This is a genomic window from Actinomadura chokoriensis, assembly GCF_041463665.1.
GTDB classification, from domain to species: domain Bacteria; phylum Actinomycetota; class Actinomycetes; order Streptosporangiales; family Streptosporangiaceae; genus Spirillospora; species Spirillospora chokoriensis_A.
This window is the reverse complement of the sequence record NZ_JAXCEJ010000042.1, coordinates 1-24212: the sequence shown is the minus strand read 5'-3', so window position 1 is coordinate 24212 and position 24212 is coordinate 1. Positions and strand designations below refer to the sequence as shown.

The 24212-nt window shown below is 73.6% G+C and carries 21 protein-coding genes; 9 read left to right on the top strand and 12 right to left on the bottom strand.

What is annotated here, in order from left to right; translation table 11 throughout:
• Positions 1 to 187: 187 nt before the first annotated feature.
• Together SM418_RS36665 and SM418_RS36660 are read left to right on the top strand one after the other, a co-directional pair.
• Positions 188 to 1177 carry an ABC transporter ATP-binding protein gene (locus tag SM418_RS36665; protein WP_371946241.1) on the top strand — a complete coding sequence of 330 codons (990 nt, stop codon included), beginning with the start codon at positions 188 to 190 and terminating at the stop codon, positions 1175 to 1177.
• 59 nt (positions 1178 to 1236) lie between these two features.
• The gene (locus tag SM418_RS36660) at positions 1237 to 2184 is read left to right on the top strand and encodes an ornithine cyclodeaminase family protein (protein WP_371946240.1); all 948 of its coding nucleotides are present in this window, start codon (positions 1237 to 1239) and stop codon (positions 2182 to 2184) included.
• Between the two features lie 7 nt (positions 2185 to 2191).
• Here the strand turns inward: SM418_RS36660 and SM418_RS36655 are convergent, their stop codons facing one another.
• The 3 genes from SM418_RS36655 to SM418_RS36645 all read right to left on the bottom strand — a co-directional run bounded on the left by SM418_RS36655 (position 2192) and on the right by SM418_RS36645 (position 7647).
• A complete protein-coding gene (locus SM418_RS36655) occupies positions 2192 to 3019 on the bottom strand; it encodes a nitroreductase/quinone reductase family protein (RefSeq protein ID WP_371946239.1) in 828 nt (275 codons plus the stop codon).
• A 290-nt stretch (positions 3020 to 3309) separates the two neighbouring features.
• Positions 3310 to 6252 carry a helix-turn-helix transcriptional regulator gene (locus tag SM418_RS36650; protein ID WP_371946238.1) on the bottom strand — a complete coding sequence of 981 codons (2943 nt, stop codon included), beginning with the start codon at positions 6250 to 6252 and terminating at the stop codon, positions 3310 to 3312.
• A 120-nt stretch (positions 6253 to 6372) separates the two neighbouring features.
• Positions 6373 to 7647, bottom strand: coding sequence for a glycosyltransferase (locus tag SM418_RS36645; RefSeq protein WP_371946237.1), 1275 nt, complete (start codon positions 7645 to 7647; stop codon positions 6373 to 6375).
• Positions 7648 to 7815: 168 nt separating this feature from the next.
• Here SM418_RS36645 and SM418_RS36640 point away from each other — a divergent pair, with 168 nt between their 5' ends.
• Together SM418_RS36640 and SM418_RS36635 are read left to right on the top strand one after the other, a co-directional pair.
• The gene (locus tag SM418_RS36640; protein WP_371946236.1) at positions 7816 to 8424 is read left to right on the top strand and encodes a histone deacetylase; all 609 of its coding nucleotides are present in this window, start codon (positions 7816 to 7818) and stop codon (positions 8422 to 8424) included.
• Positions 8425 to 8433: 9 nt separating this feature from the next.
• The gene (locus SM418_RS36635; RefSeq protein WP_371946235.1) at positions 8434 to 8889 is read left to right on the top strand and encodes a peroxiredoxin; all 456 of its coding nucleotides are present in this window, start codon (positions 8434 to 8436) and stop codon (positions 8887 to 8889) included.
• A gap of 69 nt (positions 8890 to 8958) precedes the next feature.
• Here the strand turns inward: SM418_RS36635 and SM418_RS36630 are convergent, their stop codons facing one another.
• A complete protein-coding gene (locus SM418_RS36630) occupies positions 8959 to 10599 on the bottom strand; it encodes a CocE/NonD family hydrolase (protein ID WP_371946234.1) in 1641 nt (546 codons plus the stop codon).
• Positions 10600 to 10750: 151 nt separating this feature from the next.
• On the opposite strand from SM418_RS36630, the gene SM418_RS36625 reads away from it, so the two are divergent.
• Entirely contained in the window at positions 10751 to 11827 is a 1077-nt protein-coding gene (locus SM418_RS36625; protein ID WP_371946233.1) for a mechanosensitive ion channel family protein, read from the top strand.
• A gap of 4 nt (positions 11828 to 11831) precedes the next feature.
• On the opposite strand, the gene SM418_RS36620 is transcribed toward SM418_RS36625, so the two are convergent.
• The gene (locus SM418_RS36620; RefSeq protein WP_371946232.1) at positions 11832 to 12410 is read right to left on the bottom strand and encodes a TetR/AcrR family transcriptional regulator; all 579 of its coding nucleotides are present in this window, start codon (positions 12408 to 12410) and stop codon (positions 11832 to 11834) included.
• Positions 12411 to 12519: 109 nt separating this feature from the next.
• Here SM418_RS36620 and SM418_RS36615 point away from each other — a divergent pair, with 109 nt between their 5' ends.
• On the top strand, positions 12520 to 13938 hold the full coding sequence (locus SM418_RS36615) for an MFS transporter (protein WP_371946231.1): 1419 nt from the start codon (positions 12520 to 12522) through the stop codon (positions 13936 to 13938).
• A gap of 1 nt (position 13939) precedes the next feature.
• On the opposite strand, the gene SM418_RS36610 is transcribed toward SM418_RS36615, so the two are convergent.
• The 7 genes from SM418_RS36610 to SM418_RS36580 form a co-directional block, all read right to left on the bottom strand.
• Positions 13940 to 14824: an ATP-binding protein gene (locus tag SM418_RS36610; protein ID WP_371946230.1), complete on the bottom strand. Its 885-nt coding sequence runs from the start codon at positions 14822 to 14824 to the stop codon at positions 13940 to 13942.
• 70 nt (positions 14825 to 14894) lie between these two features.
• Positions 14895 to 15584 (bottom strand): lysophospholipid acyltransferase family protein, encoded by a 690-nt coding sequence (locus SM418_RS36605; RefSeq protein WP_371946229.1) that lies wholly within the window; start codon positions 15582 to 15584, stop codon positions 14895 to 14897.
• 105 nt (positions 15585 to 15689) lie between these two features.
• Positions 15690 to 16319 (bottom strand): GOLPH3/VPS74 family protein, encoded by a 630-nt coding sequence (locus SM418_RS36600; RefSeq protein WP_371946228.1) that lies wholly within the window; start codon positions 16317 to 16319, stop codon positions 15690 to 15692.
• Positions 16320 to 16321: 2 nt separating this feature from the next.
• Complete coding sequence (locus tag SM418_RS36595; RefSeq protein WP_371946249.1) at positions 16322 to 16570, bottom strand: type II toxin-antitoxin system antitoxin; 249 nt, start codon at positions 16568 to 16570, stop codon at positions 16322 to 16324.
• A gap of 11 nt (positions 16571 to 16581) precedes the next feature.
• Positions 16582 to 17520 (bottom strand): SPFH domain-containing protein, encoded by a 939-nt coding sequence (locus SM418_RS36590; RefSeq protein ID WP_371946248.1) that lies wholly within the window; start codon positions 17518 to 17520, stop codon positions 16582 to 16584.
• A gap of 52 nt (positions 17521 to 17572) precedes the next feature.
• Positions 17573 to 19156, bottom strand: coding sequence for an MFS transporter (locus SM418_RS36585; RefSeq protein ID WP_371946227.1), 1584 nt, complete (start codon positions 19154 to 19156; stop codon positions 17573 to 17575).
• A 67-nt stretch (positions 19157 to 19223) separates the two neighbouring features.
• Entirely contained in the window at positions 19224 to 22319 is a 3096-nt protein-coding gene (locus SM418_RS36580) for an AfsR/SARP family transcriptional regulator (protein ID WP_371946226.1), read from the bottom strand.
• A gap of 51 nt (positions 22320 to 22370) precedes the next feature.
• On the opposite strand from SM418_RS36580, the gene SM418_RS36575 reads away from it, so the two are divergent.
• From SM418_RS36575 to SM418_RS36565, 3 genes are all read left to right on the top strand, one after another.
• Positions 22371 to 22796, top strand: coding sequence for a limonene-1,2-epoxide hydrolase family protein (locus SM418_RS36575; RefSeq protein ID WP_371946225.1), 426 nt, complete (start codon positions 22371 to 22373; stop codon positions 22794 to 22796).
• A gap of 101 nt (positions 22797 to 22897) precedes the next feature.
• On the top strand, positions 22898 to 23539 hold the full coding sequence (locus SM418_RS36570) for a hypothetical protein (RefSeq protein ID WP_371946224.1): 642 nt from the start codon (positions 22898 to 22900) through the stop codon (positions 23537 to 23539).
• Positions 23540 to 23653: 114 nt separating this feature from the next.
• Positions 23654 to 24037, top strand: a complete 384-nt coding sequence (locus SM418_RS36565; protein ID WP_371946223.1) for a hypothetical protein — start codon at positions 23654 to 23656, stop codon at positions 24035 to 24037.
• Positions 24038 to 24212: the final 175 nt, after the last annotated feature.

Sequence of the window (24212 nt, the reverse complement as noted above, 5' to 3'; positions counted from 1 at the left end):
AGGGGATGTAAGACGCAGAAGGTGACCAATTCGGGACAGCGTCGTTGGCATCCTGCGAGGCCGTCCGTGGTCAGTCCGGGCATGGGGCCTCCCCGGCGCGCCGAACCCGTCGTACAGTCAAGGCAACGGGGGAACCGGACATATGGCGCGGATCCCCCGCTCCCGGTTCCCCGGCACGGGAGTGCCCATGGGTGTCGAGATCCGGGTGGAAGGGCTCAGGAAGTCGTTCGGGCGGCAGGTCATCTGGGAGGACGTGTCGCTCACCGTTCCGGCGGGGGAGATCTCCGCGCTGCTCGGGCCGTCCGGCACCGGCAAGTCCGTGTTCCTCAAGAACCTCGTCGGGCTGCTGCGCCCGGACCGGGGCCACGTCTACGTCGGCGGCGGCGACGTCCCGCGGCTGCGCGAGCACGAGCTCTACGAGCTGCGCCGCCAGTTCGGCGTGCTGTTCCAGGACGGCGCCCTGTTCGGCTCCATGAACATCTACGACAACATCGCCTTCCCGCTGCGGGAGCACACGCGGAAGGGCGAGTCGGAGATCCGGCGCATCGTGCTGGAGAAGATGGACATGGTCGGCCTCGCCGGGTCGGAGGGCAAGCTGCCCGGCGAGATCTCCGGCGGGATGAAGAAGCGCGCCGGGCTCGCCCGCGCCCTCGTCCTGGACCCCCAGATCATCCTGGCGGACGAGCCGGACTCCGGCCTCGACCCCGTCCGCACCGCCTACCTCAACCAGCTGTTCGTCGACCTCAACACCGAACTCGGCGCGACCTTCCTCATCGTCACCCACGACATCGGCACCGCCCGCGTCCTGCCGGACAACCTCGGCCTGCTGTTCCGCCGCGGCCTGGTGATGTTCGGGCCGCGGGAGATGGTGCTTTCCAGCACGCACCCGGCGGTGCACCAGTTCTTCAACGCGCGCCGCCAGGGCCCGATCGGCATGGCGGAGGAGAAGGACGTCGCCGACGTTGCCGACGAGCCGCAGGCGGTGCCGATGCCGGCGCCGATCCAGCCGCAGCTCATGCCGAGCGACGGCAGGCTGCGCCCGTCGATGCGGCGCCCCGGCGAGTGGCTGCGCGAGCACGGGACCGCCCCGCCGCCCGGTTCCTTCATCGACGAGCAGGGACGCGACTGGCTCACCGACTGGGACGCCCTGGTCGCGCAGCGCCAGTGGCGCCCCTAGGAGGGCCGGGGCCGCGGGCGTCGCCGGCCAGCGCGCCCGCGCTGCGAGAGAATGATCCGGTGACGCTCCTTTTGACCCGTTCCGACCTCGAGTCGCTGCTCGATCCCGCCGAGTGCCTCGACGCGCTGCGCCGCGGCTTCACCTCCGCGCAGGACGGGACGGCCGCGCGCCGGGTGGTCGAGAGACTGCCCGGCCAGGGCACCGCCACCGCGCTGCTGCCAGGAATGGTCGAGGGGATCCCCGCCTACACGGTGAAGGTCAACGCCAAGTTCCCCGGCAGCCGCCCGGCGCTGCGCGGCGTCGTCTGCCTGCACGATCTCGGCACCGGCGAGCTGCTGGCGCAGCTGGACTCGGCCACCGTGACCGCGTGGCGCACCGGCCTGGCGGCCGCGCTCGGCACCCACGCCCTCGCCCGGCCGGACGCCGGCACGGTCGCGGTGATCGGCGCGGGCGCGCAGGCCGAGCTCGTCCTGCGAGGTCTGCCGGAGCTGCGGGCGGTGCGCGGCGTCACCGTCTGCGACCTGGACGCGGGCCGCGCCGCCGCCTTCGCCGAACGGCACGGCGCGCGGCTCGGCGTCCCGGCGGCCGCCGTCGCCGGCCCGCGCGCCGCCGTCCGGGACGCCGGGATCGTCGTCACGGCGACCTGGGCGCGCCGCCCCATTCTGCACGCCGCCGACGTTCCGGCCGGGACGCACGTCACCTCGCTCGGCGCGGACGAGCCCGGCAAGGCCGAACTCGGCGCCGACCTGCTGGAGGCCGCCCGCGTCATCGTCGACGACGTCCCGCTCGCCGCCGAGATGGGCGTGCTGGCCGGCGCCGGCCCGGGCGCGAAGCACGCCGCCGGGACACTCGGCGACCTGCTGCGCGGTGAGGATCCTGGACCAGACGGCGAGATCACGGTCTACGCCCCGGTCGGCCTGCCCTGGCAGGACCTCGCCCTGAGCTGGACGGCCTACCGCGCGGCCCGCGCCGCCGGCGCCGGCGTGGAGTTCGACTTCCTGGCCTAGAGCCGGCCTAGAGGTCGAGCGTGTCGAGCAGCGGGACGAGCCGCTCCTCCTCGTGGGCGAGGTGCGCCTCCAGCGCGCCGGTAAGCCGTTCGACCTCGGTCAGCAGCGACGCGGGATCGCCCGAGTCGAGGGCGCGGCGCAGCTCGTCCAGCAGCTCCTTCACCGCCTCGTGCTCCTCGCGCAGCCGCGCCAGCGCCGGCGCGAGCTCCGGATGGCGCCGCTCCAGGAGCGGGAACATCTGCTGGTCCTCGCCCATGTGATGGTTGCCGAGCCCCCGGCACAGCGTCAGGCAGTTGACCCGCAACTGCGCCCCCAGCACGGCCCCGGACGCGGCGACCTCCGCGCGGATCAGCTCCAGTTCCCTGCGGAACGCGTCATGCACCGCGACCAGCATGGCCGCCGGCGACTCCGGCCCGGCGGGCGGCCCGGCCACCGTCGGAACCAGGGCGACGACGGGCAGCGTCCGCCCCGACTTCGCCTCGTACTCGCCCCATCCGGGGTCGGCCTCGACGGCCCGCGCGAACGCGGCGTCACGCTCGGCCCCCGCCAGGACGACGGCGTCCGCCTCGTACCGGAAGGCTCCGCTCTCCACCGTGACCCGCGGGTCGGCGACCAGATTGCGGAACCATGCCGGGTTCTTCGGCGCGCCCCCGGCCGAGGCGATGACGAGGACGCGGCCGTCACCGTCCGGCAGGTACCCGAGCGGCGTCGTGTGCGGGGCGCCCGACCGCGCCCCGGTCGTGGTCAGCAGGAGCAGCCGTCCGCCCTCGAACGGCCCGCCGGCCCGCCCGCCGCCGGCGCGGAACTCCTCGATGATCTGCCTGTTGAAATCCATCGGTCTCCTGAACTGTTTTCGGGCATGGCGAAGGAGCCATGGAAACGGCAAGCGCTCATGGCTGAAGAAATGGTGGGGAGGGCATGCCGAAGGCGCGGGCATGCCTGATGACATCGCGCGATGCGCGTAAGGAGAAGCGCGTAAGGAGAAGGAGAAGGCGAGTGGAAAAGGCGGGCTCCGCGCCCGCGCCGGCCTCACTCGGAGGCCGGGAACCTCACTCGCTCGTGGCCCAAGGCCGACCCGGCAGTCACAAATCGCACATTACTGAAGCGCGCGATTCAACGCAAGATTCATATCCCCTCGCGGTGGGCCACGGCGGCGGCCTGGGTGCGGCTGGTGACGTTCAGTTTCGCGAGGATGTTGGAGACGTGGACGCTCGCCGTCTTCGGGGAGATGAACAGCGCCGCCGCGATCTCCCGGTTGTTGTGTCCCTCCGCGACGAGTTTCAGGACCTCGCGCTCGCGTCCGGTGAGGGCGGCGAGCGGGCCGGAAAAGGCGGGCGCCGTGCGGGGGGCGCGGAGGCGGGCGCGGGCGCCGAGGTCGCGCAGCGCCGCCAGGAGCGGTTTCGCGTCCAGGCGTTCGGCGATCGCCATGGCCGACCGCCATTGCGTCGCCGCCTCCTCGCGGTCGCCGTTCTCGGCGAGGGCCTCGGCCAGGCGCCACCGCGAGCGTGCGACCTCGTAGACGAACCCGCCGTCCGGGTCGCCGTAGGTGAACAGCTCGGCGGTCTTCCGCCACAGCTCCACGTCGTGGACGCCGTCGACCCGGCGCCGTTCGGCTTCGGCGCGGCTCACCCAGGCGTGCCCTTCCAGCCCGAGCCAGGTACGGGGCCGCGCGTCGAAGGTGAACGCGACGGACCGCCTCACCCGCCGCATCAGGTCGTCGGCGGCCTCGGCCGCCCGCCGCACGGCCTCGTCGTCGCCCGCGGCGCGTGCACGGGCGGCCAGTTCGGCGTGCGCCCAGAGCCCGGTCGCGGCGATGCGCAGGAAGGACGCGCCCTCGCTGTAGACGGGGTCCGCGATGTTGCCGACGTGGTCGAGCGCCGTCTGTGGATCGTTTCGCCACAGAGCGTTCTCGGCCGCGAGGCCCCGGCCGATGTAGTTGGCCAGGAGGTCCTCCTGCCAGAGTGGCGCGATCCATCGCAGTCGCTCGTCCACGACGGGGCTTTGCTGGGCGACCTCGATGAACAGCGCGTAGGCCGAGACCTGCGCCTCGTGCGGCCGGACGACCTGAAGGGGGAAGCCGTCGGCGATGCCGCGGGCGGCCGCCCAGTCCCCGGTGGTGTAGCGGACGAGATACTGCAGGGTCCGCATGCCGATCCCGAACATGCTCCACCCGACGCCGTTGTCCAGGGCGAACCGGACGCCCTCGTCCGCCGCCGCCGCGGCGCCCGTGAGGTCGCCGCGGTCGAACTTCGTCCGGGCGTACTGGTACCTGGCGCGCAGCGCCGTCTGCGGGCTGCCACCGGCGTCCGCGATGTCGCGGGCCCGCGCGAACAGCTCGGCGACGCCGCTGTCGGCCTCGCGCGACTCCCGGTACACGCCGAGGGTGACCAGCAGTGCGGCCTCGGCGCCGCGCGCCCCGGCGGCCCGCGCGGACTCCACGGCCTTCTCCGCCATCCCGGGCATCTCCCCGTCCGGGTCCGTGTACACCAGGGTCCGGGCGTAGGTGGCGTGGGCCCAGGCGAGGTCGTGGGTCGGCGGGTCGGCGGGCAGCATGGCCACCGCTTCCCGCGCGATGACCCGCGCCTCGTCGAGTTCGTCGAGATCGAGCAGGTACTCCGCGTAGTGTTCGCGGATCACCGAGCGGAGGGGGACGTCCGCCGTGTCCGACACGTCCAGCAGGCGGCGCAGCCGGTGCGCGGCCCGCCGCACCTCGCCGGCCCGCGCGGACGCCTGCGCGGCGGTCAGCGACAGCCTGGTCCGGTCGGTGCCGGCGGCCTCCTCCGGCTCGGGGACGGCCTCCCACAGCTCCAGCGCCCGCTCGTAGTGCTCGAAGGCCTCCGCGGGGGCGCCCAGCCGGTCGGCCTCCCGCCCCGCCCGGACGGACGCGGCGAACGCGGCCGGCAGGTCGTGCGCGGCGAGGCTGTGGTGGGCCAGCTCCGCCGCCGACCCCCGCGTCCCGTCGGGGAGGCCGGCGAGCCGGCGGGCGAAGTCGGCGTGCAGCCGGATCCGCTCGCCCGGCAGCAGGTCGGCGTAGACGGCCTCGCGCAGCAGCGCGTGCCGGAACGTGTACCCGATCCCGTACGGGACGAGCAGCTGGTGCGACACGACCTCGCGCAGCGCCTCGCCCACCGCCGCCTCGTCCAGCCCGGACACGCGGCGCACCAGCTCGTCGTCGACGCGCCGCCCGGCCACCGCCGCGACCCGGACCACCCGCTGTCCGCCGTCCGACAGCCGCTCCACCCGCGACAGCAGCAGGTCGGCGAGCCCGGACGGCAGCTCCGCCTTCGCGTCCCGCAGTTCCGGCTCGGCCGAGTACAGCTCGCCGGCGTAGAACGGGTTGCCCTCCGACCGCCGGTGCACCCGCTCCACCACATCCAGGGTCACCGGAGCGGCGCCGCGCGACAGCTCCGCGAGGTACTCGGCGGTCTCGCCGGGACCGAAGGCCGGCACCTCGACGCCGGTGACGTTCGGCAGCCGCAGCAGCTCCGCCACCACCGGCCGCAGCGGATGCCTCCGGTGCAGGTCGTCCGACCGGTACGTGCCGACGAGGCAGACCCGCTCGCGCTGCAGGACGCGGCACAGGAACGTCAGCAGATGCCGGGTCGAGCGGTCGGCCCAGTGCAGGTCTTCGAGGACGAGCAGGACGGGCCGGTCGCGGCCGAGCTCGCCGAGCAGCCCGAGCACCGCCCCGAACAGCTGCTGCTGGCCCAGCTCGGACGCCGCGCTCGGGCCGCCGTCACCGTCGGGCAGCAGGCCCTTCAGCACGGGTCGGGCGTCGAGCGCCGCGCGGACCTCGTCCGCCTCCGGCGCGCCGGGCTGCGCGGCCGTCCACAGCGCGTCCGCGAGCGGCAGGTACGGCATGCTCTCGCCCAGCTCCGCGCACTGCCCGACGAGCACCGCGCGGCCCTGCGCGCGGGCGGCGCGGGTCAGCGCGGACACCAGATGCGACTTTCCGACGCCCGCGTCGCCGCTGACGAGCACGGCGCCCGCGCTCCCGGCGGCCGCCCGCTCCAGCGCGGCGGTCAGTTCCGCGAGCTCCGCCGCCCGGCCGATCAGCACCCCGCTCATTCCGTCGAGTATCCCACCGGACCGGACATGCGACGGCCCCGGATCCGGGAGGGATCCGGGGCCCGCGGGGAGGAGACCGAGTGGAGTTCGTCGCCGGTGGGGGCTGGACGACGGTGCGCGTCAGCCGACCAGGGCGGGGGTCCGGTCGGTCTCGTGCTCCGCCGCGTCCTCGTGCTCCGCCGCGTCCTCGGGCGCCGGCTCGGGCTCGGGGACCGGGAGCACCTTCTGGTAGGCGCGCAGCGTCTCGGCGGCGATCCGCTCCAGCGAGTAGCGGGAGCGGGCGCGGTCGGCGGCGGCGATCGAGTACCCGTGCAGCGTCGTCTCCTCGGCCAGCAGGTGCCGGACCGCCCGGCCGATCACGACCGGCCGGCCCGCCGGGACGTGCAGCCCGGTGATGTGGTCGAGGACCTCGTCGGCGTTCCCGCCGGCCGGGGTCGCGACGACGGGCACGCCGCAGGCCATGGCCTCCAGCGGCACCGACGGGCACGGCTGGTGCGGCGCCAGGCAGAGCGCCAGGCTCGCCGTCCGCAGCAGCTTGGGCAGGTTCTTGTGCGGCATCCGGCCGAGGAAGATCACCCGGTCGGCGACGTGCAGCTCCTTGGCGAGCAGCCGCAGCCGGTGCACCGTCTGGTCGCTCTCCAGGTCCTCGCGGGCGGGACCGCCGGCGACGGCCAGCTCGGCGTCCGGGACGTGCACCAGGGCGCGCATCGCGGTCGCGACGTCGCCGCTCTCCAGGTCGTCGCAGACCATCACGAGGCGGGGCCGGCCGCCGCGCGGCATCGCCGGGCCGACCTGGGCGAACTGCTCGCAGTCCACGCCGTAGGGGACGATCGCGACCGACGGCCGCGGGACGCCCATCCGGACGACCTGGCCCGCCTCCTCGGCGTGCCCGACGAGGACGATGTCGGCGTCCCGCCCGATGGCCTTCTCCAGGCGGTCGCGGTGCGGGTGCACCCGGTGCCCGGCGCGGCGCTCGGACGCGGCCACGCCGTGGTAGCTCTGCGCGAACGGGATGCCCAGCTCGCGGGCGACGGCACAGGCGGCGAGCCCGCCGATCCAGCCGTGCGCGTGCACGATGTCGGGACGCCCCGCGCCGCTCCAGCGGCGGCGCAGCCCGTCCGCGAAGTCGCGGATGTGCTGCAGCGTCTCGTCATCCGAGAGCGGCCGGGCGGGCCCGGCGTTCAGATGGACCAGCGTGGCGCCCGGCGCGAGCCGGACACGGCCGCGAGCGGCCGGGTCCTCACGCCGGGTGTAGACCGTGACCTGGTTCGGCTTCCCGTCCGAGCTGAGCGGACGGGAGAGCGAGCGAGCGAGATCCCGGACGTGGATGGACTGCAAGTGTTCGCCGTCAAGGTCGGAGGCGGACACAAGAGCGATATGGAGCTGGCGATTCATGACGGATCCTCCGGGACATCACAGGGGAAGCACGGAGGTATCTGCGTCGTAGACACCTGCTCGGCCAGTTTCATATCCGCGGGGGCGTTCCGTCAAACCTGGCGAAACGCCATCCGGCCCGGCCAGGTCCCATCAAACCACCACTGGCCTGCGGGGATACTGGACGGAATGAACGACGATCCGCTCTGGTACGTGGCCTACGGCTCCAACCTCTTCCGCGAGAGGTTCCACTGCTACCTCTCCGGCGGCCGTCCGCGCGGCGGCGCCCGGCACCACACCGGCTGCCGGGACCCCCGGCCCGCCCGCGCCGCCTGCTCGATCACGATCCCCGGCGGCATCTACTTCGGACACACCTCGCTGACCTGGGGCGGCGGGATGGCCTTCTACGACCCGGACCTCCCCGGCCGCGCGGCCGCCCGCGCCTACCTGCTGACCGGCCGCCAGTTCTGCGACGTCCTCTCCCAGGAGATGCGCCGCGACGTGGGCACCGACCACGATCTCTCCGAGGCGCTCGCCCGCGGCCGCCAGCGCCTCGGCCCCGGCCGCTACGAGACCGTCCTGAAGGTCGGCGAGCGGGCCGGCCACGCCATGCTCACCTTCACCTCGCCCGCTCCGGCGCCCCCGAACGCCCCCACCGCCGCCTATCTCGCCATGCTCGGCAACGGCCTCCGCGAGGCCCACGACTGGACCCCGGCCCGCGCGGCGTCCTACCTGGCCGGGCGCCCCGGCGCCCGGGGCGCCTGGACCGCCCGTGCCATCGCCGCCCTCCTGGACTAGGTTCGACCCATGAACGTCGGTGACATCGTTGACGATTTCGAACTGCCCGACGAGTCGGGCGAACCCCGCACCCTCACCGCCCTCCTGGCGGAGGGCCCGGTGGTCCTGTTCTTCTACCCCGCCGCCCTGACCCCCGGCTGCACCGCCGAGGCCTGCCACTTCCGCGACCTGGTCGCCGAACTCGCCGAGGTCGGCGCCCACCCCGTCGGGGTCAGCGCCGACCCGGTCGCCAAGCAGAAGGAGTTCGCCGACAAGCACGGCTTCGGCTACCCCCTCCTCTCCGACCCCTCCGGCGAGGTCCGCGCCCGCTTCGGCGTCAAACGCGGCCTGGCCCTCGTGCCCACCAAACGCCAGACCTTCGTCATCGACACCGACCGCCGCGTCCTCGCGGTCATCAAGAGCGAGATCCGCATGAACACCCACGCGGACAAGGCTCTGGAGGCCCTCCGCGCCAACCGGAAATAGGCGCCTCCACTGGCCGACGCCGGCCCGCGTCCGCCGTGCACCCCGCCCGCCCCGCGCGCGGCGCGGGTTCTAGGGGACGACGGGCAGGGTGATCGTTGAGGGGTGGGCGGGGGTGTGGAAGATCTCCTGGTCGGCGGTGAGCATGTCGGTGGCGGTGCCGATGGGGGCGCCGGTGCCGGGGTTGCGGGCCACCCGGGGGTAGGCGCCGCTCGCCACCTGGACGCGGACGCGGTGGCCGCGGCGGAAGCGGTGGCCTACGGGCCACAGCTCGACGGCGACGCGGCGGATGCCGTCGGCGTCCGGTTCCGGGGCGCCGGGGACCAGGCGGCGCATGCCCTCGCAGAGGTTCAGTGACTCGCCCTCGGGGGTCACGTCGCAGAGCCGGACGACGAAGTCGGTGTGCTCGCGGTTCGAGCGGATGTGCAGGTCGGCGGTGACGGGGCCGATGATCTCCATGTCGTCGTCCAGCACGGCGGAGGTGTAGGTGAGGACGTCCCGGCGGCGTTCCAGGCGCTTCTGGTCGGTGGACGGGCGGGTCTCGCCCAGCAGGGTCGGGCCGCCGAGGAACGGCGTCGGGTGGTTCGGGTCGTAGCGGTAGGTGTCGGGGTCGGATTCGGGTGGAGTGTCGAGGGACAGGCCGCCGGCCGGCTGGAGGCGCCAGCGTTCCTCGCGCATGCCGGGGACGGGCCAGTCGGGGAACTCGCGCCACTCGTCCGCGCCGGTGATGTAGAGCCGGACGGGCTGTTCCCGCAGGTCGGACGGGTCGTCCAGCAGATGGGCGCGGAACCAGCGGACCGAGTCGGCGACCGCGCCGCGCATCATGCGCTGGTCGGCGTGGAACCAGGGCCCGATCGTCAGGTAGGGGCGGCGGCCGGCGGCGCGCAGGGCCGCGTAGTCCTTGATCTGCCAGGGCAGGAAGATGTCGTACCAGCCGCCCGTCATGTTCACCGGCGCGGTGACCTCGGACACGGTGGGGCTGAAGTCGCGCTTGTCCCAGAACGGCGTGTCGGGGCCGTTGACGAGCAGTTCCTGGAAGAAGCGCTGCTGCGCGCCGGTCGCGAGCCGGTCCAGTTCGGCGAGCGGGCGCCCGGAGAGCGTGGCGCGGCGCGCGCGGCGCGGCGACATGATGCCGGTCGTGATGCCGGACAGGGAGTTCTTCATCCGCGCCGTCAGGTCGACCCAGATGAGCGCGGACTCGAGCGCGAACGTGCCGCCGACGTTGACGGCGTCCCGGAACGTCGAGGCCGTGACCTGCATCGACAGGGCCTTCAGTTCGGGCCCGGCCTCCGCGCCGACGGCCCACTGCACGTAGCCGAGGTAGCTCGGGCCGTGCATGGCGAACGTGCCGCCGAACCACGGCTGCGCCTTCAGCCACTCGATGGTGGCGAGCCCGTCCTCGCGCTCGTCCAGCGCCTCGAACACGCCGCCGGACCCGAACCCGCCGCGGACGCTCTGCACCACGGCCTGGAACCCGTGCGACGCGAACGCCTGCCCGCACATGAGCCCGAACGGCCCGCGCCGCCCGTACGGGGAGCGGACGAGCACGGTCGGCGCCTTGTCGACGTCCACCGGGGCGTACCGGTCGGCCAGCAGTGTCACGCCGTCGGCGGCCGGGACCGCGAGGTCCCGTTCGACCGTCACCCGGTGGGGGCCGTTCCGAAGTCCCAGCGCCGTGACCCCCAGCCGGCGCATCATTCCCACGCCTACCACCCGGCCGATCGTATCCGCCAGGTCGGCCGACCCCGGGGCCACACCTGCGTGATGTGCCTCGCAGGACTCCGGGTCTTCACTACGATCAGGGGCGCGAAGAACGGCAAATCTGGATCTTGCGGGCAGCCGCGGAGGGAGAGTTTCACGGGTCATGGTTCATCTGGGCGACCTGGACTGGCAACGCGTCATCGCCGCCGCCGCCGTGATGGTGGCCGCGCTGGCGATCGCCGTCCTCCTGCGGCTGCTGACCGGCCGGCTGTTCAAGCGGGCGGGCGACACGCGGTGGGCGTGGGACGACATGGCCGCCCGCCTCATCCGGGACCTGGCGATGCCGCTCGCGGTGCTGCTCGGGCTGTGGAGCGCGGCGAAGGTGCTGCAGCTGCCGGGCGGCACCCTGGACGTGATCGCCCGGGTGCTGACGGCCGTGACGATCCTCGTGATCTCGCTGGCGATGGCCCGGCTGATCGCGGCCTCGGTCACCTCGATCGCGCTGCTCCGGCAGGGCGTCGCCGCGAACGTGACGATCTTCGCCAACATCACCCGGGTGGTCGTGCTCGGCATCGGCGTCCTGGTGATGCTGCAGAGCATCGGCGTGTCGATCACGCCGCTCCTCGGCGCCCTGGGGGTCGGCGGTCTCGCGGTGGCGCTGGCCCTGCAGGACACCCTCGCCAACCTGTTCGCGGGCGTGCACGTCCTCGCGTCCAAGACGATCGAGCCGGGCGACTACATCAAGCTGGCCACCGGCCAGGAGGGGTACGTCGTCGACATCAACTGGCGCAACACCTCCATCCGGACGCTGTCGGACAACATCGAGGTCATCCCGAACCAGCGGTTCTCCGACACGATCCTGACCAACTACCACCGGCCCGCGCAGGACATGTCGGTGATGGTGTACGCGAAGGTGCCCTACGAGGTCGACCTGGACGAGATGGAGGAGCTCCTCACGAGGGTCGGCCACGACGTGATGAAAGACGTGCAGGGCGGCGTGGAGGAGGCCAACGTCCTGGTGCGCTACGACGACTTCAACGACTCCTCCGTGGGCTTCCACGTGATCCTGCGGTCCAGCGAGTTCGGTGACCAGTTCGTCATCAAGCACGAGTTCCTCAAGCGGTTGCACCGGACGCTGCGCGAGGAGGGCGTCGCGCCGCCCTACTGGCAGCACCGCGTGGTCGTCGACGAGCCGGGCCGGACGAACGGCGTGATCCGCAAGGACGAGCTGGCCCTCTGAGCCGTCACGGGCGGATGAGCGGCATCAGCACCTCGTCCACGACCGACTCCAGGTAGGCGTCGTCGAGCGGGCCGCCCTGGACGAGGTTGTTGTAGACCATCACGGCCGGGCCGACGTTCGCGATCTGCCTGGTCGCCGCCCCGGGACGGATCTCGCCGCGCTCGGCGGCCCGCACCAGCGCGTCGTACAGCAGGTCCCGGACGGGCTGGGACAACCGTTCGTGGACGACGTCGTGCACGATGCCCTTGCCCGCCTCGCCCTCCTCCTTCAGCACCTTGAACGCGGCGCCCCGGCAGGTGAGCAGCGTGTCACGGGTGCAGGTGAGGATCGTCAGCAGGTCCTCGCGCACCTTGCCGGTGTCGGGCGCGGTCGGCGGCCGGGGCAGGGCGTGCTTGAGCGCGTCGGTGATCAGCTCGTCCTTGGACCGCCACCGCCGGTAGAGCGCGGCCTTGCCGGTACGGGCGGCGTTCGCGACGCCCTCCATGGTCAGCCCGTGGTAGCCGGCGGTCTCCAGCTGCGCGAACACGGCGTCGAAGATCGCCGCCTCCAGGTCGCCGCCGCGGCGGCGGGTGGCCGGGGTCACGACGCGCCCCTCAAAATAGTGAACGCTGGCGTTCTCTTTCTCGTGAATCGGTGGTACGTTCCCCGCATAGTGTACTTCGCCGTTCCTTAAATCTCGGGAAGGTCCGCCTGTGACCGCGTCCAATCAGCGGACGGCCGCATCCCCGGAGTTCGCCGCTCCGGGGAAGGCCGCCGCCTCCCATCATCGCCCAGGAATCATCCTCGCCGTCATCGTCGGCTGCCAGCTCATGATCGGGCTCGACACCTCGGTCGTCACCATCGCGCTCCCGGACGTGCGGCAGGGGCTCGGCCTGTCGACCGGGGGCCTCGCCTGGATCCAGAACGCCTACATGCTCGCCTTCGGCGGCCTGCTCCTCCTCGGCGGCCGCGCCGGGGACGTGTTCGGCCGCCGCCGCACCTTCGCCGCCGGGATCGCGCTGTTCACCGCCGCGTCCCTGCTCGGCGGCCTGGCGGAGGCGGGCTGGTGGCTGCTGGCCGCCCGCGCCGCCCAGGGCGTGGCCGCCGCCGTCGCCGCGCCGAGCGCGATGGCGCTGATCGCCCAGAACTTCGAGGGCCCCGCCCGCGTCCGCGCGCTCAGCGTCTTCTCCGCGGTGACCGGCGCGGGCGCCGCCATCGGCATGATCGTCGGCGGCGTGCTGACCGAGGCCGGGTCCTGGCGCTGGGTGTTCTTCGTCAACGTGCCCGTCGGGCTCGTCCTGCTGCTGGTCGCGCCGCGCGTCCTCGCCGAGACGCCGCGCCGTCCCGGCCGCTTCGACCTCGGCGGCGCGATCGCGTCCACGCTCGGCATGACCGCGCTCGTCTACGCGCTCCTGCGGGCCGGGTCGGACGGCTGGGACGACGGCCGGGCGCTCGCGGCGTTCGGGATCGCCGCCGTCCTGCTGGCCGGCTTCCTCGCGATCGAGGGGCGCGTCCGGCAGCCGGTCATGCCGCTGTGGCTGCTGACCGGGCGCGACCGCGCGGCGTCCTACCTCGGCCAGTTCCTGCTGACCGCGGCGATGTTCGGCGCGTTCTTCTTCCTCACCCAGTACCTGCAGCAGGTCCTGCACTACGGGCCGCTGCGCGCCGGCGCGGCGTTCCTGCCGATGGTGGGGATGCAGCTGGCGGCCGTCCGGCTGGCGCCGCGCCTGATGGCGCGGGTCGGCGCCCGGCCGCTCGTCGTCGCCGGCGCGCTCCTCATCGCCGCCGGAATGCTGTGGCTGTCGCGGCTCTCGCCCGGGGACGGCTACAGCGCCGCGCTGCTGGTCCCGTTCCTGCTGCTGGGCATGGGCGGCGGGCTGTCGATCATGCCGCTGAACGCGACGATCCTGGCCAGCGTGGAGCCGGCGCACGCCGGCGCCGCCTCCGGCGTCGCGCAGACGATGCTGTGGACGGGCGGCTCGGTCGGGTCGGCCGCCATGGTCACGGCCTACGGCTCGGCGGCGTCCGGCCACGGCGTCGTGCCGGGGATGGACGCCGCGTTCGCGACCGGCTCGGTGTTCGCCGCCGCCGCGCTGGCGGTGACCCTGCTCATGCCGCGCGTCCGGCGGTGAGTCACGCGGGCGGGGGGACCGCCTCGTCGAACCAGGCGAGGAACTCGCTGTTGCCGAACATCCGCGCCGTGTCGGCGGCGGACGGCGAACCCGCCCGCGGGTCCGCGCCCGCGTCCAGCAGGGCCCGCACCACTCCCGGCTCCTTCTTGTACACCGCGCCGGCGAGGGGACGCTGGCCGCGGTCGTTCGCGCGCTCGGGGTCGGCGCCGCGCGCCGCGAGGGCCCGGACGGTGTCCGGGTGGCCGTGGTAGGCGGCGAGCATGAGCAGCGTGTCGCCCTTGCCGTCGCACAGGTTCACCGGGGCCCCGGCCTCGACGTAGTCGATGAGCTGCCCGGTCTTGCCGGCCCGCGCCAGCTCGAACAGCCGGGTCGCGAACTCTTCCCGCTCCGGGTCGGCTTCCGGGTCGGCTTCCGGGTCGGCCTCCGGATCGTCGTCGGCCATGACCGGGACCCTGTTCTCCGAGGTGAGCAGGGTCCCGAGGCTGTCCTCCCCGTAGCTCAGCCGCTTCTCCAGCGAGACCAGCGCGCCGTCCTCGGGGAAGGAGTGGAACCGCACGTCGTCGGCCAGCGAGTACATGATCAGCAGCCCGCGGCCGTGCTCGGCGGACAGTTCCGGCCGGGGCACCCGCCCGGCGTCGAACCCGGCGCCCGAGTCGATCACCTTGATCACGCAGCGGCGGTCCTGGATCGTGGCCCGCACCGTGTAGTCGGCGCCGTGCTCGGCGTGCTTGATCACGTTGGTGCACGCCTCGGTGAGCATCATCTCGATGTCGTCCCGGATGTGGTTCTCGACTCCGAGCGCGGTGAGCGCCGCGTCCAGCAGCCTGCGGGTCGCCGGGACGCTGGCGGCGTCCCTGGGGAGCAGGAGGTCCAGGCTGATTTCCACATCATCTCCGTCCGTCACAATAAATGGTGCCCTTTCGGTCACACTCAAACCTGTGACGGACGACCGGTGATCAGGGGGCGCCGGCGGGCCGGGGCGCGTAGTCGTCCACGTACTCCTGCCCCGACAGGCCCTGGATCGCCTCCATGATCTCGTCGGTGACCTGCCGGGCCGCCTTCCCGCGCGGGACGCCCTCGTCCCGTCCGCGAAAGTCCATCGGCGGGCCGATCCGCAACCCGATCCGGCCCGGCTTCGGGACGGCCTGCCCCCGCGGCTGCACCTTGTCGGTGCCGATGATCGCGACCGGGACGACGGGCGCGCCGGTCCGCATCGCCAGCCGCGCCACGCCCGTCCGGCCCCGGTAGAGCCGCCCGTCGGGGGAGCGGGTGCCCTCGGGGTGGATCGCGAACGCGCCGCCGCGCTCCAGCACCGCCGCCGAGGTGTCGAGCGCGTCCAGCGCCGCCCGGCCGCCGGACCGGTCGACCGCGATCGCGCCGACGCCGCGGAAGAACGTCGCCGTGGCCTGGCCCTTCAGCCCCGTCCCGGTGAAGTACTCGTGCTTGCCGAGGAAGTGGACCCGCCGCGGCACCATCAGCGGCAGCACGAACGAGTCGAGGAACGCCAGGTGGTTCGCGGCGAGGATCACCGGGCCGATCCGCGGGACGTGGTTTCGGCCGCTCACCTGGGGAACGAAGGCGACGCGCATCGCGGGGCCCATGACGACGTACTTCATCAGCGGATAGACAAGGCGTTCGGGGTCCATGTCCGAGAAGGCTATGGGGCGTGCCGTCCCCGCCGCCGCTGGCGTCCGATACAAACCGGGGCCCTCGGAATTTGTAGGAATCCGCACTGGCGGCTGAGGGGGTGCTCAGGCGCTCCCGGCGGCGGCCGCGTTCAGCTGGCGGATCAGCTTGCGGACCGCGGGCGCCGCGGGCCCGCTGCGCGCCGTCAGCTCGTCGATCCGGCGGCGGTGCCGGCGCCGGTCCGATCCCGGCAGCACCGACGTCAGCTCGCCCGCCGCCGCCAGCGCCACCGCCGCCGCGTCGTAGCTGTTCACGTGCGCGACCGGACGCCCCCGCAGGGCCGACGACGCACCGCCCCACAGCGACTTCACGACCCGCGGGTCCTTCACCGTGACCTCCTGGCGGGGGAACAGCCCGAGCACCCTGCGCCCGCGCACCCGGATCCAGCCGTCCCGCACCAGCTCGTCCCGGACCGTCCCGACGATGGCCTTGGCGTCCTTGCGCACCCAGTGCTGCCACGACCGGGGCCGCGACGCGGCGATCTGCCCCAGCACGCCGTACGGGTCGTCGCCCGGCGTCCCCGGTACGGGCCGCCGCCGCTCCTCGCCGAGCCGCCCGTCCAGGTACAGCTCGGTCAGCGCGGCGGCCCGCAGCACGTAGCCGAGCCTCGTGCCGCCCCGGGTCATCTTCTGCTTCCTCAGGTCGTACGCCAGCAGGTACATGCGCGCCGGCAGCGACTCCGGAACCTCGACCATGGCTAATCCTCGCTCCCGCCCTCCGGCGGGCCGTCCTTGTCGTCCCCGTCCCCGGACCGCGCCCTGCGCGGGCGGCCGGGCCTTCGCATCCGTCCCGCCGACCCGGGCATACGGCCCGCGTCGGCGAGCGCCTGCCGCAGCAGGAACTCGATCTGGGCGTTGGTGCTGCGCAGCTCGTCACCCGCCCACCTGGCCAGCGCGTCGTGCACGGCCGGGTCGAGCCGCAGCAGGATCTTCTTGCGTTCCGGCACCGGCAAGGGTGTCACTGGTAGAGGGTGCCGGTGTTGACCACCGGCTGGGCGTCCCGGTCGGCGCACAGCACGACCAGCAGGTTGCTGACCATCGCGGCCTTGCGCTCCTCGTCCAGGTCGACCACGTTCCCCTCGTCCAGCCGGTCCAGCGCGAGCTGCACCATGCCGACCGCGCCCTCGACGATCCGCTGCCGCGCCGCGACGACCGCGCCGGCCTGCTGGCGGCGCAGCATCGCCTGCGCGATCTCCGGCGCGTACGCCAGCCGGGTGATCCGCGACTCGATGATCTCCACTCCGGCGGACGCGACGCGCTGCGCCAGCTCGCCCGACAGCTGCGCGGTGATCTCGTCGGCGTTGTCGCGCAGGGATGTCCGGTCGGCGGCGTCGTAGGGGAAGCTGCCCGCGATGTGCCGGACGGCCGCCTCCGTCTGGAACGCGACGAACTCCACGAAGTCGTCGACCTCGAACACGGCCCGCGCGGTGTCGGCGACCTGCCACACCACCACGGCGGAGATCTCGATCGGGTTCCCGTCCAGGTCGTTGACCTTGGCGAGCCCGGTCTCGTGGTTCCGGATCCGGGTCGACACCTTGCGCCGCTCGGTCAGCGGGTTCACCCACCGCAGCCCGTCGGTGCGGACCGTCCCGGAGTACCGCCCGAGCAGTTGCAGCACCCGCGCCTCGCCCGGGGCGACCGGCGTCAGCCCGGCCGCGACGACCAGCCCGGCCAGCACCAGCAGGCTGCCCACGGTGACACCCGCGGCGACGGCGGCGCCCCCGCCGGCCGCCGGGCCCGCGGCGATCGCCCCGGCGCCGACCGCGATCAGCGCCAGGGCGACGCCCAGCATCGCCCAGCCGCCGCGATCCCGGGCCGATCGCTCCGCGATCTTCGGTCGCGGCATCTCCACCCTGGCCACCGCGTCCACCATGGCGTCCTCCTCCTCGGTTGGCATCAACATAGCAAAGTGATATCACATTTACCAGGGAGGAGGACGCGGGGCCCGCTCAGGGAGCGGGGACCAGCTCGGGCTCCTCGGGGTCCTCGGTCTCTTCGATGACCTTGGGGACGTTCCGGAGGGTCACCAGCGCGAAGACGGCCACCAGCGCCGCGCAGCCGGCGCTGCACACGAGGGCGGCGTGCATGCCGTCCACGAAGGCTTCGCGGGCGGCGGCGCCGACCTGGGCGGCGAGGGTTCCGGGGAGGTGCCCGGCGGCCTGGAGGGCCGCGGCCAGCGAGTCGCGGGCGGCGGCCGCCGCCGGGGCCGGAACACCGGCGGGCAGGTCCAGGGCGCTCCGGTACACGGCGGTCAGCACGCTGCCGAGGACCGCCATGCCGAGAGCGCCGCCCAGCTCGGTCGCCGTCTCCGCGATCGCGGACGCCGCGCCGGACCGGTCCTTCGGGACGGACGCGAGGACGGTGTCGGCGGTGACCGTCATCGCCATCCCCATCCCGATGCCCGCGAGCAGCATCGCCGGGAGCATCACCCAGTACGAGGTGTGCAGGCCGATCATCAGGTAGAGGGAGAAGCCGGCGGCGGAGATCAGCATGCCGGCCGCGACGACGCGGGCACGGCCGAGCGCGTTGATGAGCGGCGGGGCCAGCGCCGCGCCGCCGATCATGGCGCCGGCCGCGCCGGGCAGCCCGGCCAGACCGGCCTTCAGCGGCGACCAGCCGAGCGCGAGCTGGAAGAACAGCGAGAAGATCAGCGACTGGGCGACCAGGGTGAACATCGCGAACATGTTGGTGGTGACCGATCCGGCGAACGCGGCGCGGCGGAACAACCGGATGTCGATCAGCGGCTCGGCCACCCGGCCCTGCCGGACCACGAACGCGGCCAGCGCCGCCAGCCCGATCGCCAGCGCCGGGTAGATCCGCGTCTCGTCCAGGCCGTGCGCGGCGGCCTCCTTGATCGCGTACACCACCCCGACGACGCCGAGGACCGACAGCGGGACGCTCGGTAGGTCCAGCCGTCCGGGGACGGGGTTGCGCGACTCCGGCAGCACGACCGCTCCGGCGACCAGCGCCGCGGCCATCAGCGGCACATTGATCATGAAGACGGAGCCCCACCAGAAGTGTTCCAGCAGCGCGCCCGCGACGACCGGGCCGAGCCCGACGGCGAGGCCGGCGATCCCGCTGAACGCGCCGATCGCCGCCGTCCGCTCCTTCGGGTCGGTGAACGCCCGCCGGATCAGCGACAGGCAGGAGGGCATCAGCGTCGCCCCCGCGACGCCGAGCAGCGCGCGGGCCGCGATCAGCAGCTCGGCGCTCGGCGCGTACGCGGTCACGGCGGACGCGGCGGCGAACACCGCCGTGCCGATCAGCAGCATCTTCTTGTGCCCGATCCGGTCGCCGATGCCGCCCATGGTGATCAGCAGGCCGGCGAGCGCGAACCCGTAGGCGTCGGCGATCCACAGGATCTGCGTGGACGAGGGCTCCAGGTCCGCGCTCAGGTGCGGGATCGCCTGGTTCAGCGCGGTCAGGTCGATGTTCGGGACGAGCGCGACCAGGAGGCAGATCGCGAACGTGCCCCATTTGCGGGCTGGGGAGTTCTCGGGGGCTCGGGAGTTCTCACGGGCTGGGGTGTTCATGCCCGCAACGTTCGCGGGGCGCGCTGACCGTTCCCGCACCGTCCGCTGACAGCGCGGACGGGGGCCGTCAGCCGGCCGTCAGCAGGGCCAGGGCCCGGTCGCGGGGGAGCGCGGCGGCCCTCGCACGGGCCTCCTCGTAGGCGCCGTCGCCGAGCAGGGCACGGGCCGCGGACGCGACGCGCTCGACGTCCGGGTCGTTGGCGACCGGGCTGCCGCGCAGGGCCGTGCCCACCCCGAGCAGGAGCGCGGCACGCTCGCCGTCCCCCTCCGCGGCCGCCACGCCGGCCAGCCCGGCGGCGGCGGCCATCTGGTACATGAAGATCGGATGGTCGAACGACATGTCGACGGCCTCCTGGAACAGCTCCCGGGCCCGTTCGACGGCGCCCTCGGCGAGGTTCAGCCACCCGAGCCCGACGAGGGAGGCGCCGCGCACCCCGGCCGCGATGAAGCGCTCGGACGTGTACCCGGTCAGCGCCGTCTCGTACAGCCGCCGCGCCCCGGCGAGGTCGCCGCGCCGCCGCGCCACCTCGGCGCGGCCCTGGAAGCCGCCGGCGATCTTGTCCGGGGTGCCCGCCCGGCGCGCCAGCTCAATGCCGCGCGCGAACTCGGCGCCGGCCGCGTCCAGGTCACCGGCCTGCATGAGCACGTAGGCGCGCTGGTAGAGCAGGTCGGCGGTGTCCTCCAGCGCGCCGAGCCGGCCGACCAGCTCCAGCGCCTCGTCGAGCAGCGCGAGGGCGCGCTCCCGGTCGCCGCGCCAGGCGGCCACCTGGGCGAGCGGGTCGAGCGAGTTGGCCGTGCCCCAGCGGTCGCCGCAGGCCCGGAAGCCGCGCACCGCCTCGCCGCACGCCGCCTCCGTCTCGGCCATGTCGCCGCCGAACTGGGCGAGGAAGCCCTCGCTCATCCTGACCAGCGCCCGCGTCCACGGGTCGTCCCCGACCTGCTTGACGAAGACGGCGTAGTCGGTCCGGTCGGGTCCGGCGGTGAGCGCCCACAGGACGATGGCGACCGGATACCGCAGCGGACGGTCGATGCGCAGCAGGAGCGCGGCGGCACGGTCCAGCCACGCCACCGCGCGCACGCCCGTGACCCCGCCCGACACGGCGTTCGTCACGCACAGCACGTACTCCTCGTCCAGCCCGTCCGGGGGTTCGGCGCCGACCGTGTCGAGCAGTTCGGTGGCCAGTGCCGCGCCCTCCACCCGCCCGCGCAGCCACCAGTACCACGACAGCGACGCGATCATCCGCAGCGCGAGCACCGGATCCGGCCGCAGCGACCGGCGCAGCGCCGCGTGCAGGTTCCCGTGGTCGGCGGCGAGCAGCTCCAGCCATTCCAGCTGCGCGGCGCCGCGCAGGTGCGGGTCCGCGCGCAGGGCGAGGCCGGTGAAGTATCCGGCGTGGGCCCGCTCGAACCGTTCCCGCTCGCCCGCCTCGGCGAGCCGTTCCGCGCAGAACGCCCGCACCGTGTCGAGCATCCGGTACCGCGACCCGTCGGTCTGCACCAGCGACTTGTCGGCCAGCTCGACGAGCAGCTCGTCGGCGTCGTCGAGGCCGCAGACGCCGAGGGCCGCCTCCAGCGTGAGCCCGCCGGAGAACACCGTCAGCCGCCGGGCGAGGGTCTGCTCCGCCTCGTCCAGGAGGTCCCAGCTCCACTCGACGACAGCGCGCAGCGTCTGGTGGCGCGGCGCCGCCGCCCGGTTCCCGCGCGACAGCAGCCGGAACCGGTCGTCCAGCCGCGCCGCGATCTCGGCGACCGGCAGGGACCGCAGCCGTGCCGCCGCCAGCTCGATCGCCAGCGGCAGCCCGTCCAGCGCCCCGCAGATCTGGAGCACCGCCCCGGCGCTGGCCTCGTCCACCGTGAATCCGGGACGGACCGCATCGGCCCGGTCGAGGAACAGCCGCACCGCCGGATACTCCTGGATCCCGTCGGCGGGCGTGCCTTCCGGCGGCAGCTCCAGCGGCGGCAGCGGTCGCAGCGCCTCACCGGTGATCGCCAGCGCCTCCCGGCTCGTCGCCAGCACCCGCAGGTCCGGGCACGTGCTCAGCAGCCGGTGCGTGATCGCGGCGACGGACGCCACGACATGCTCGCAGTTGTCCAGGACGAGCAGCATCCGCCGCCCCTCCAGCGCCGTGACGAGACGCTCCAGCCCGTCCGGGGACGGCTCGCCGGGCGCGGGCCGCATCCCGCTCTCGCGCAGCCCGAGCGCCCCGAGCAGCGCCTTGGTCACCTCGGCCGCGACGACGGGCGCCAGGTCGACGAAGCAGACCTCGCCGCCCTCGCGGCCCGCCGCCTCGATCGCCAGCCGCGTCTTGCCGGCGCCGCCGGGCCCGAGCAGCGTGACGAGCCGCCCGCTCGCGAGCATCGTGCGGACGCGCCGCAGCTCCTCCTCGCGCCCGACGAAGCTGGTCAGCTGCGCGGGCAGGTTCGGGCGGATCCTCTCGGGCCCGGTCTCGCCGCGCAGGATGGACAGGTGGACGTCCGCCAGTTCCCTGGACGGATCGGCGCCCAGCTCGTCGGCCAGGACCCGCCGCCCCTCCTCGAACACCGCGAGCGCCTCCGCCTGCCGCCCGCTGCCGTGCAGCGCCCGCATCAGCAGCGCCCGCGCCCGCTCCCGCAACGGCTGCGCGTCCACCAGCTCGCGCAGCACGGGCACCGCCGCGGCGGGGTCGCCGCCGTTCAGCCGCGCCTCCCCGAGCCCCTCGACCACCGACGCCCGCTCCTCCGCCAGCCGCGCCGCCCGCGCCGCCGCGAACGGCGCGCTCACACCGGCCAGGGCCTCGCCGCGCCACAGCCCGAGCGCCTCCTCGAACAACCCGGCCGCCGCCTCGGGCGTCGCGGCCCGCCGTGCTTCCCCGGCGAGCCGCTCGAACCGGTGGACGTCGACGTCGTCGCGCTCGACGTCGAGCCGGTACCCGGCGGGCAGCCCCTCGACCGGGGCCGCGTCCCCGAGCGCCCGGCGCAGCCGCGACACCTGCGACTGGAGCGCGTTCGCCGCCCCGCTCGGCGGATCCTCGCCGTAGAGGCCGTCGATGAGCCGCTCGTTCGGCACGGGCCGTCCCGCTTCCAGCAGCAGCATCGCCAGCAGCGCGCGGACCGTGGGCCCGCCCACCACCACGACGTCGTCACCGGACCGAACCTCGACCGCTCCCAGGATGGCGAACTGCATGCCCGGATTCTCGCGCACTACCGTGGTAACTCCCGACCTTGGAGGAGCGCCATGACCGAGATCCAGATCGTCACCGACTTCCTCTCCGCGCTCGAAGACCTCGACATCGACCGTGCCCTGACCTACGCCGCCCCAGGGATGGTCTACCAGAACGTCCCGCTTCCGCCCGCCCGCGGCCTGCCCGCGGTCGAGAAGACCCTCCGCGCCATGGGACGGTACGGAACCGGCTTCGAGGCCCGCATCCACAACATCGCCGCGAACGGCCCCGCCGTCCTCACCGAACGCACCGACGTCCTGGAGATCAACGCCTGGCGCGCAGAGTTCTGGGTCTGCGGCACTTTCGAGGTGCACGACGGCAAGATCACCCTCTGGCGCGACTACTTCGACTGGACGACGTTCCTGGCCGCGAGCGCCAAGGGCCTGGGCGGCGTCCTGCTGTCGGTGCTCAGCCCCCGCCCGCGCGCCACGCCCCGCTGACGCGGCGCCCCGGCTTCCGGATCACACTCTCGCCTGTTCCGGACAACCGCTGGAGAAACGGATCTTGCCACTGCCATGATCGCCCACGGAGGTGGTCGATCATGGTCGAACCGGCGGCCGGCAGAGCGGACGCGGGACCCGGAGCCGAGCCGGGGAGGCCATCCCGGCGGCGTCGCTGGGCGATCCTCATCGCCGGTGGAGCGTTCCTCGCCGTGCTGATCGTTGGCGCGAGCCTGGCGTGGACGGTCGTCCTGCCGAACGTGAACGGGCGGGGCGAGCACACGAGGGTGCCGCACGCCCTCTCGGTCCTGGACGCGAACGAGAGCTTGGACCGCCGCATCGCGTCCAAGCTTGAGGTCCAAAGGGACACCGGCTGGATCCGCACCGGCGGCGGGCACTACACCCACACGTCGGACGCGATGTGGTCGGCGTTCACAGGAAGGATCCAGGTGAACGTGAGCTTCCACCGCCATGAGGCGACCGCGCTGAAGACGGGCACGGACGCCGCGGCCGAAGACATGGACAAGATGAGGAGCGGGGAGACGCCGCAGCCGATCGGCGGGCTGGGAGACGAGGCGTTCGGCATTCCCGTGACCAGCGGGTACGAGATCCACGTCCGCGACCGGAACGTCACCGTCCACACGTCCTTCAGCGCTCCCGCCGACTCGTTCGAGGATCTGAAGGCCAACGCCCGGCCGATGGCCGAGACCGCCCTCGCCCTCCTGAAGCAGGCCAACCGCTAGGCGGGCCTTCCGCCGCCCGCCGCGCATCGTAGCTCAAATCTGCCAGTCTTTCCTGGCACGGTTGCGCCAAGCGCTGCCGGCGGGCAACCGTCACCATGCTGGCATGAGACGTGCATGGACGATCGGAGCAGCGACCGCCCTCCTCCGGGCGGCGTCTGGCTGGGCGGTCCCGGCAAGAGCGAACTGATGCGCCGCACCGCCGAAGGCTGGGCGGCCGTCCCCGGACCGCCGTCCGACTCCCTCGGCTACCGCCTCGGCGACGACGGCTCCCTCTGGACCGCCACGGACCCCCGCAACGCCGGCGCCGTCTTCTACCGCTTCGACGGTGAGGAGTGGCAGTCGACCGCTATGCCCGCCAGGACCGGCACCGGCTCACGCAACCGGGGCGGCTTCGACTACACCGCCGTCCCCGGCACGGGCAGCGGCATGGTCGCCGTCAGGACGGCCCCGGGCGGCGGCCCCCTCACGATGACGAACGAACCGGCCGTCGGCGGGTGACCGCCGCGAAGTGAGCACCGCGTACGTGACACATCCCAAGTCGGCGTTGGGGCACGGCTCCGGGGTTCTCGCGTTATCTGCCTTGATGTCGGTTTGTGAGGCCGAGGGTGGCGAGACAGCGGCGGGGGTCCTTGTGGTGGTGCCGGTTGGCCTTGGCGATGTTGGTCCAGCCGCA

Excerpts from the sequence above, each read along its gene's own strand:
- SM418_RS36665 (WP_371946241.1), top strand. The coding sequence starts at position 188 with ATGGGTGTCGAGATCCGGGTGGAAGGGCTCAGGAAGTCGTTCGGGCGG.
- SM418_RS36655 (WP_371946239.1), bottom strand. The coding sequence starts at position 3,019 with ATGGATTTCAACAGGCAGATCATCGAGGAGTTCCGCGCCGGCGGCGGG.
- SM418_RS36650 (WP_371946238.1), bottom strand. The coding sequence starts at position 6,252 with ATGAGCGGGGTGCTGATCGGCCGGGCGGCGGAGCTCGCGGAACTGACC.
- SM418_RS36645 (WP_371946237.1), bottom strand. The coding sequence starts at position 7,647 with ATGAATCGCCAGCTCCATATCGCTCTTGTGTCCGCCTCCGACCTTGAC.
- SM418_RS36640 (WP_371946236.1), top strand. The coding sequence starts at position 7,816 with ATGAACGACGATCCGCTCTGGTACGTGGCCTACGGCTCCAACCTCTTC.
- SM418_RS36635 (WP_371946235.1), top strand. The coding sequence starts at position 8,434 with ATGAACGTCGGTGACATCGTTGACGATTTCGAACTGCCCGACGAGTCG.
- SM418_RS36625 (WP_371946233.1), top strand. The coding sequence starts at position 10,751 with ATGGTTCATCTGGGCGACCTGGACTGGCAACGCGTCATCGCCGCCGCC.
- SM418_RS36605 (WP_371946229.1), bottom strand. The coding sequence starts at position 15,584 with ATGGACCCCGAACGCCTTGTCTATCCGCTGATGAAGTACGTCGTCATG.
- SM418_RS36600 (WP_371946228.1), bottom strand. The coding sequence starts at position 16,319 with ATGGTCGAGGTTCCGGAGTCGCTGCCGGCGCGCATGTACCTGCTGGCG.
- SM418_RS36590 (WP_371946248.1), bottom strand. The coding sequence starts at position 17,520 with ATGCCAACCGAGGAGGAGGACGCCATGGTGGACGCGGTGGCCAGGGTG.
- SM418_RS36585 (WP_371946227.1), bottom strand. The coding sequence starts at position 19,156 with ATGAACACCCCAGCCCGTGAGAACTCCCGAGCCCCCGAGAACTCCCCA.
- SM418_RS36580 (WP_371946226.1), bottom strand. The coding sequence starts at position 22,319 with ATGCAGTTCGCCATCCTGGGAGCGGTCGAGGTTCGGTCCGGTGACGAC.
- SM418_RS36575 (WP_371946225.1), top strand. The coding sequence starts at position 22,371 with ATGACCGAGATCCAGATCGTCACCGACTTCCTCTCCGCGCTCGAAGAC.
- SM418_RS36570 (WP_371946224.1), top strand. The coding sequence starts at position 22,898 with ATGGTCGAACCGGCGGCCGGCAGAGCGGACGCGGGACCCGGAGCCGAG.
- SM418_RS36565 (WP_371946223.1), top strand. The coding sequence starts at position 23,654 with ATGGACGATCGGAGCAGCGACCGCCCTCCTCCGGGCGGCGTCTGGCTG.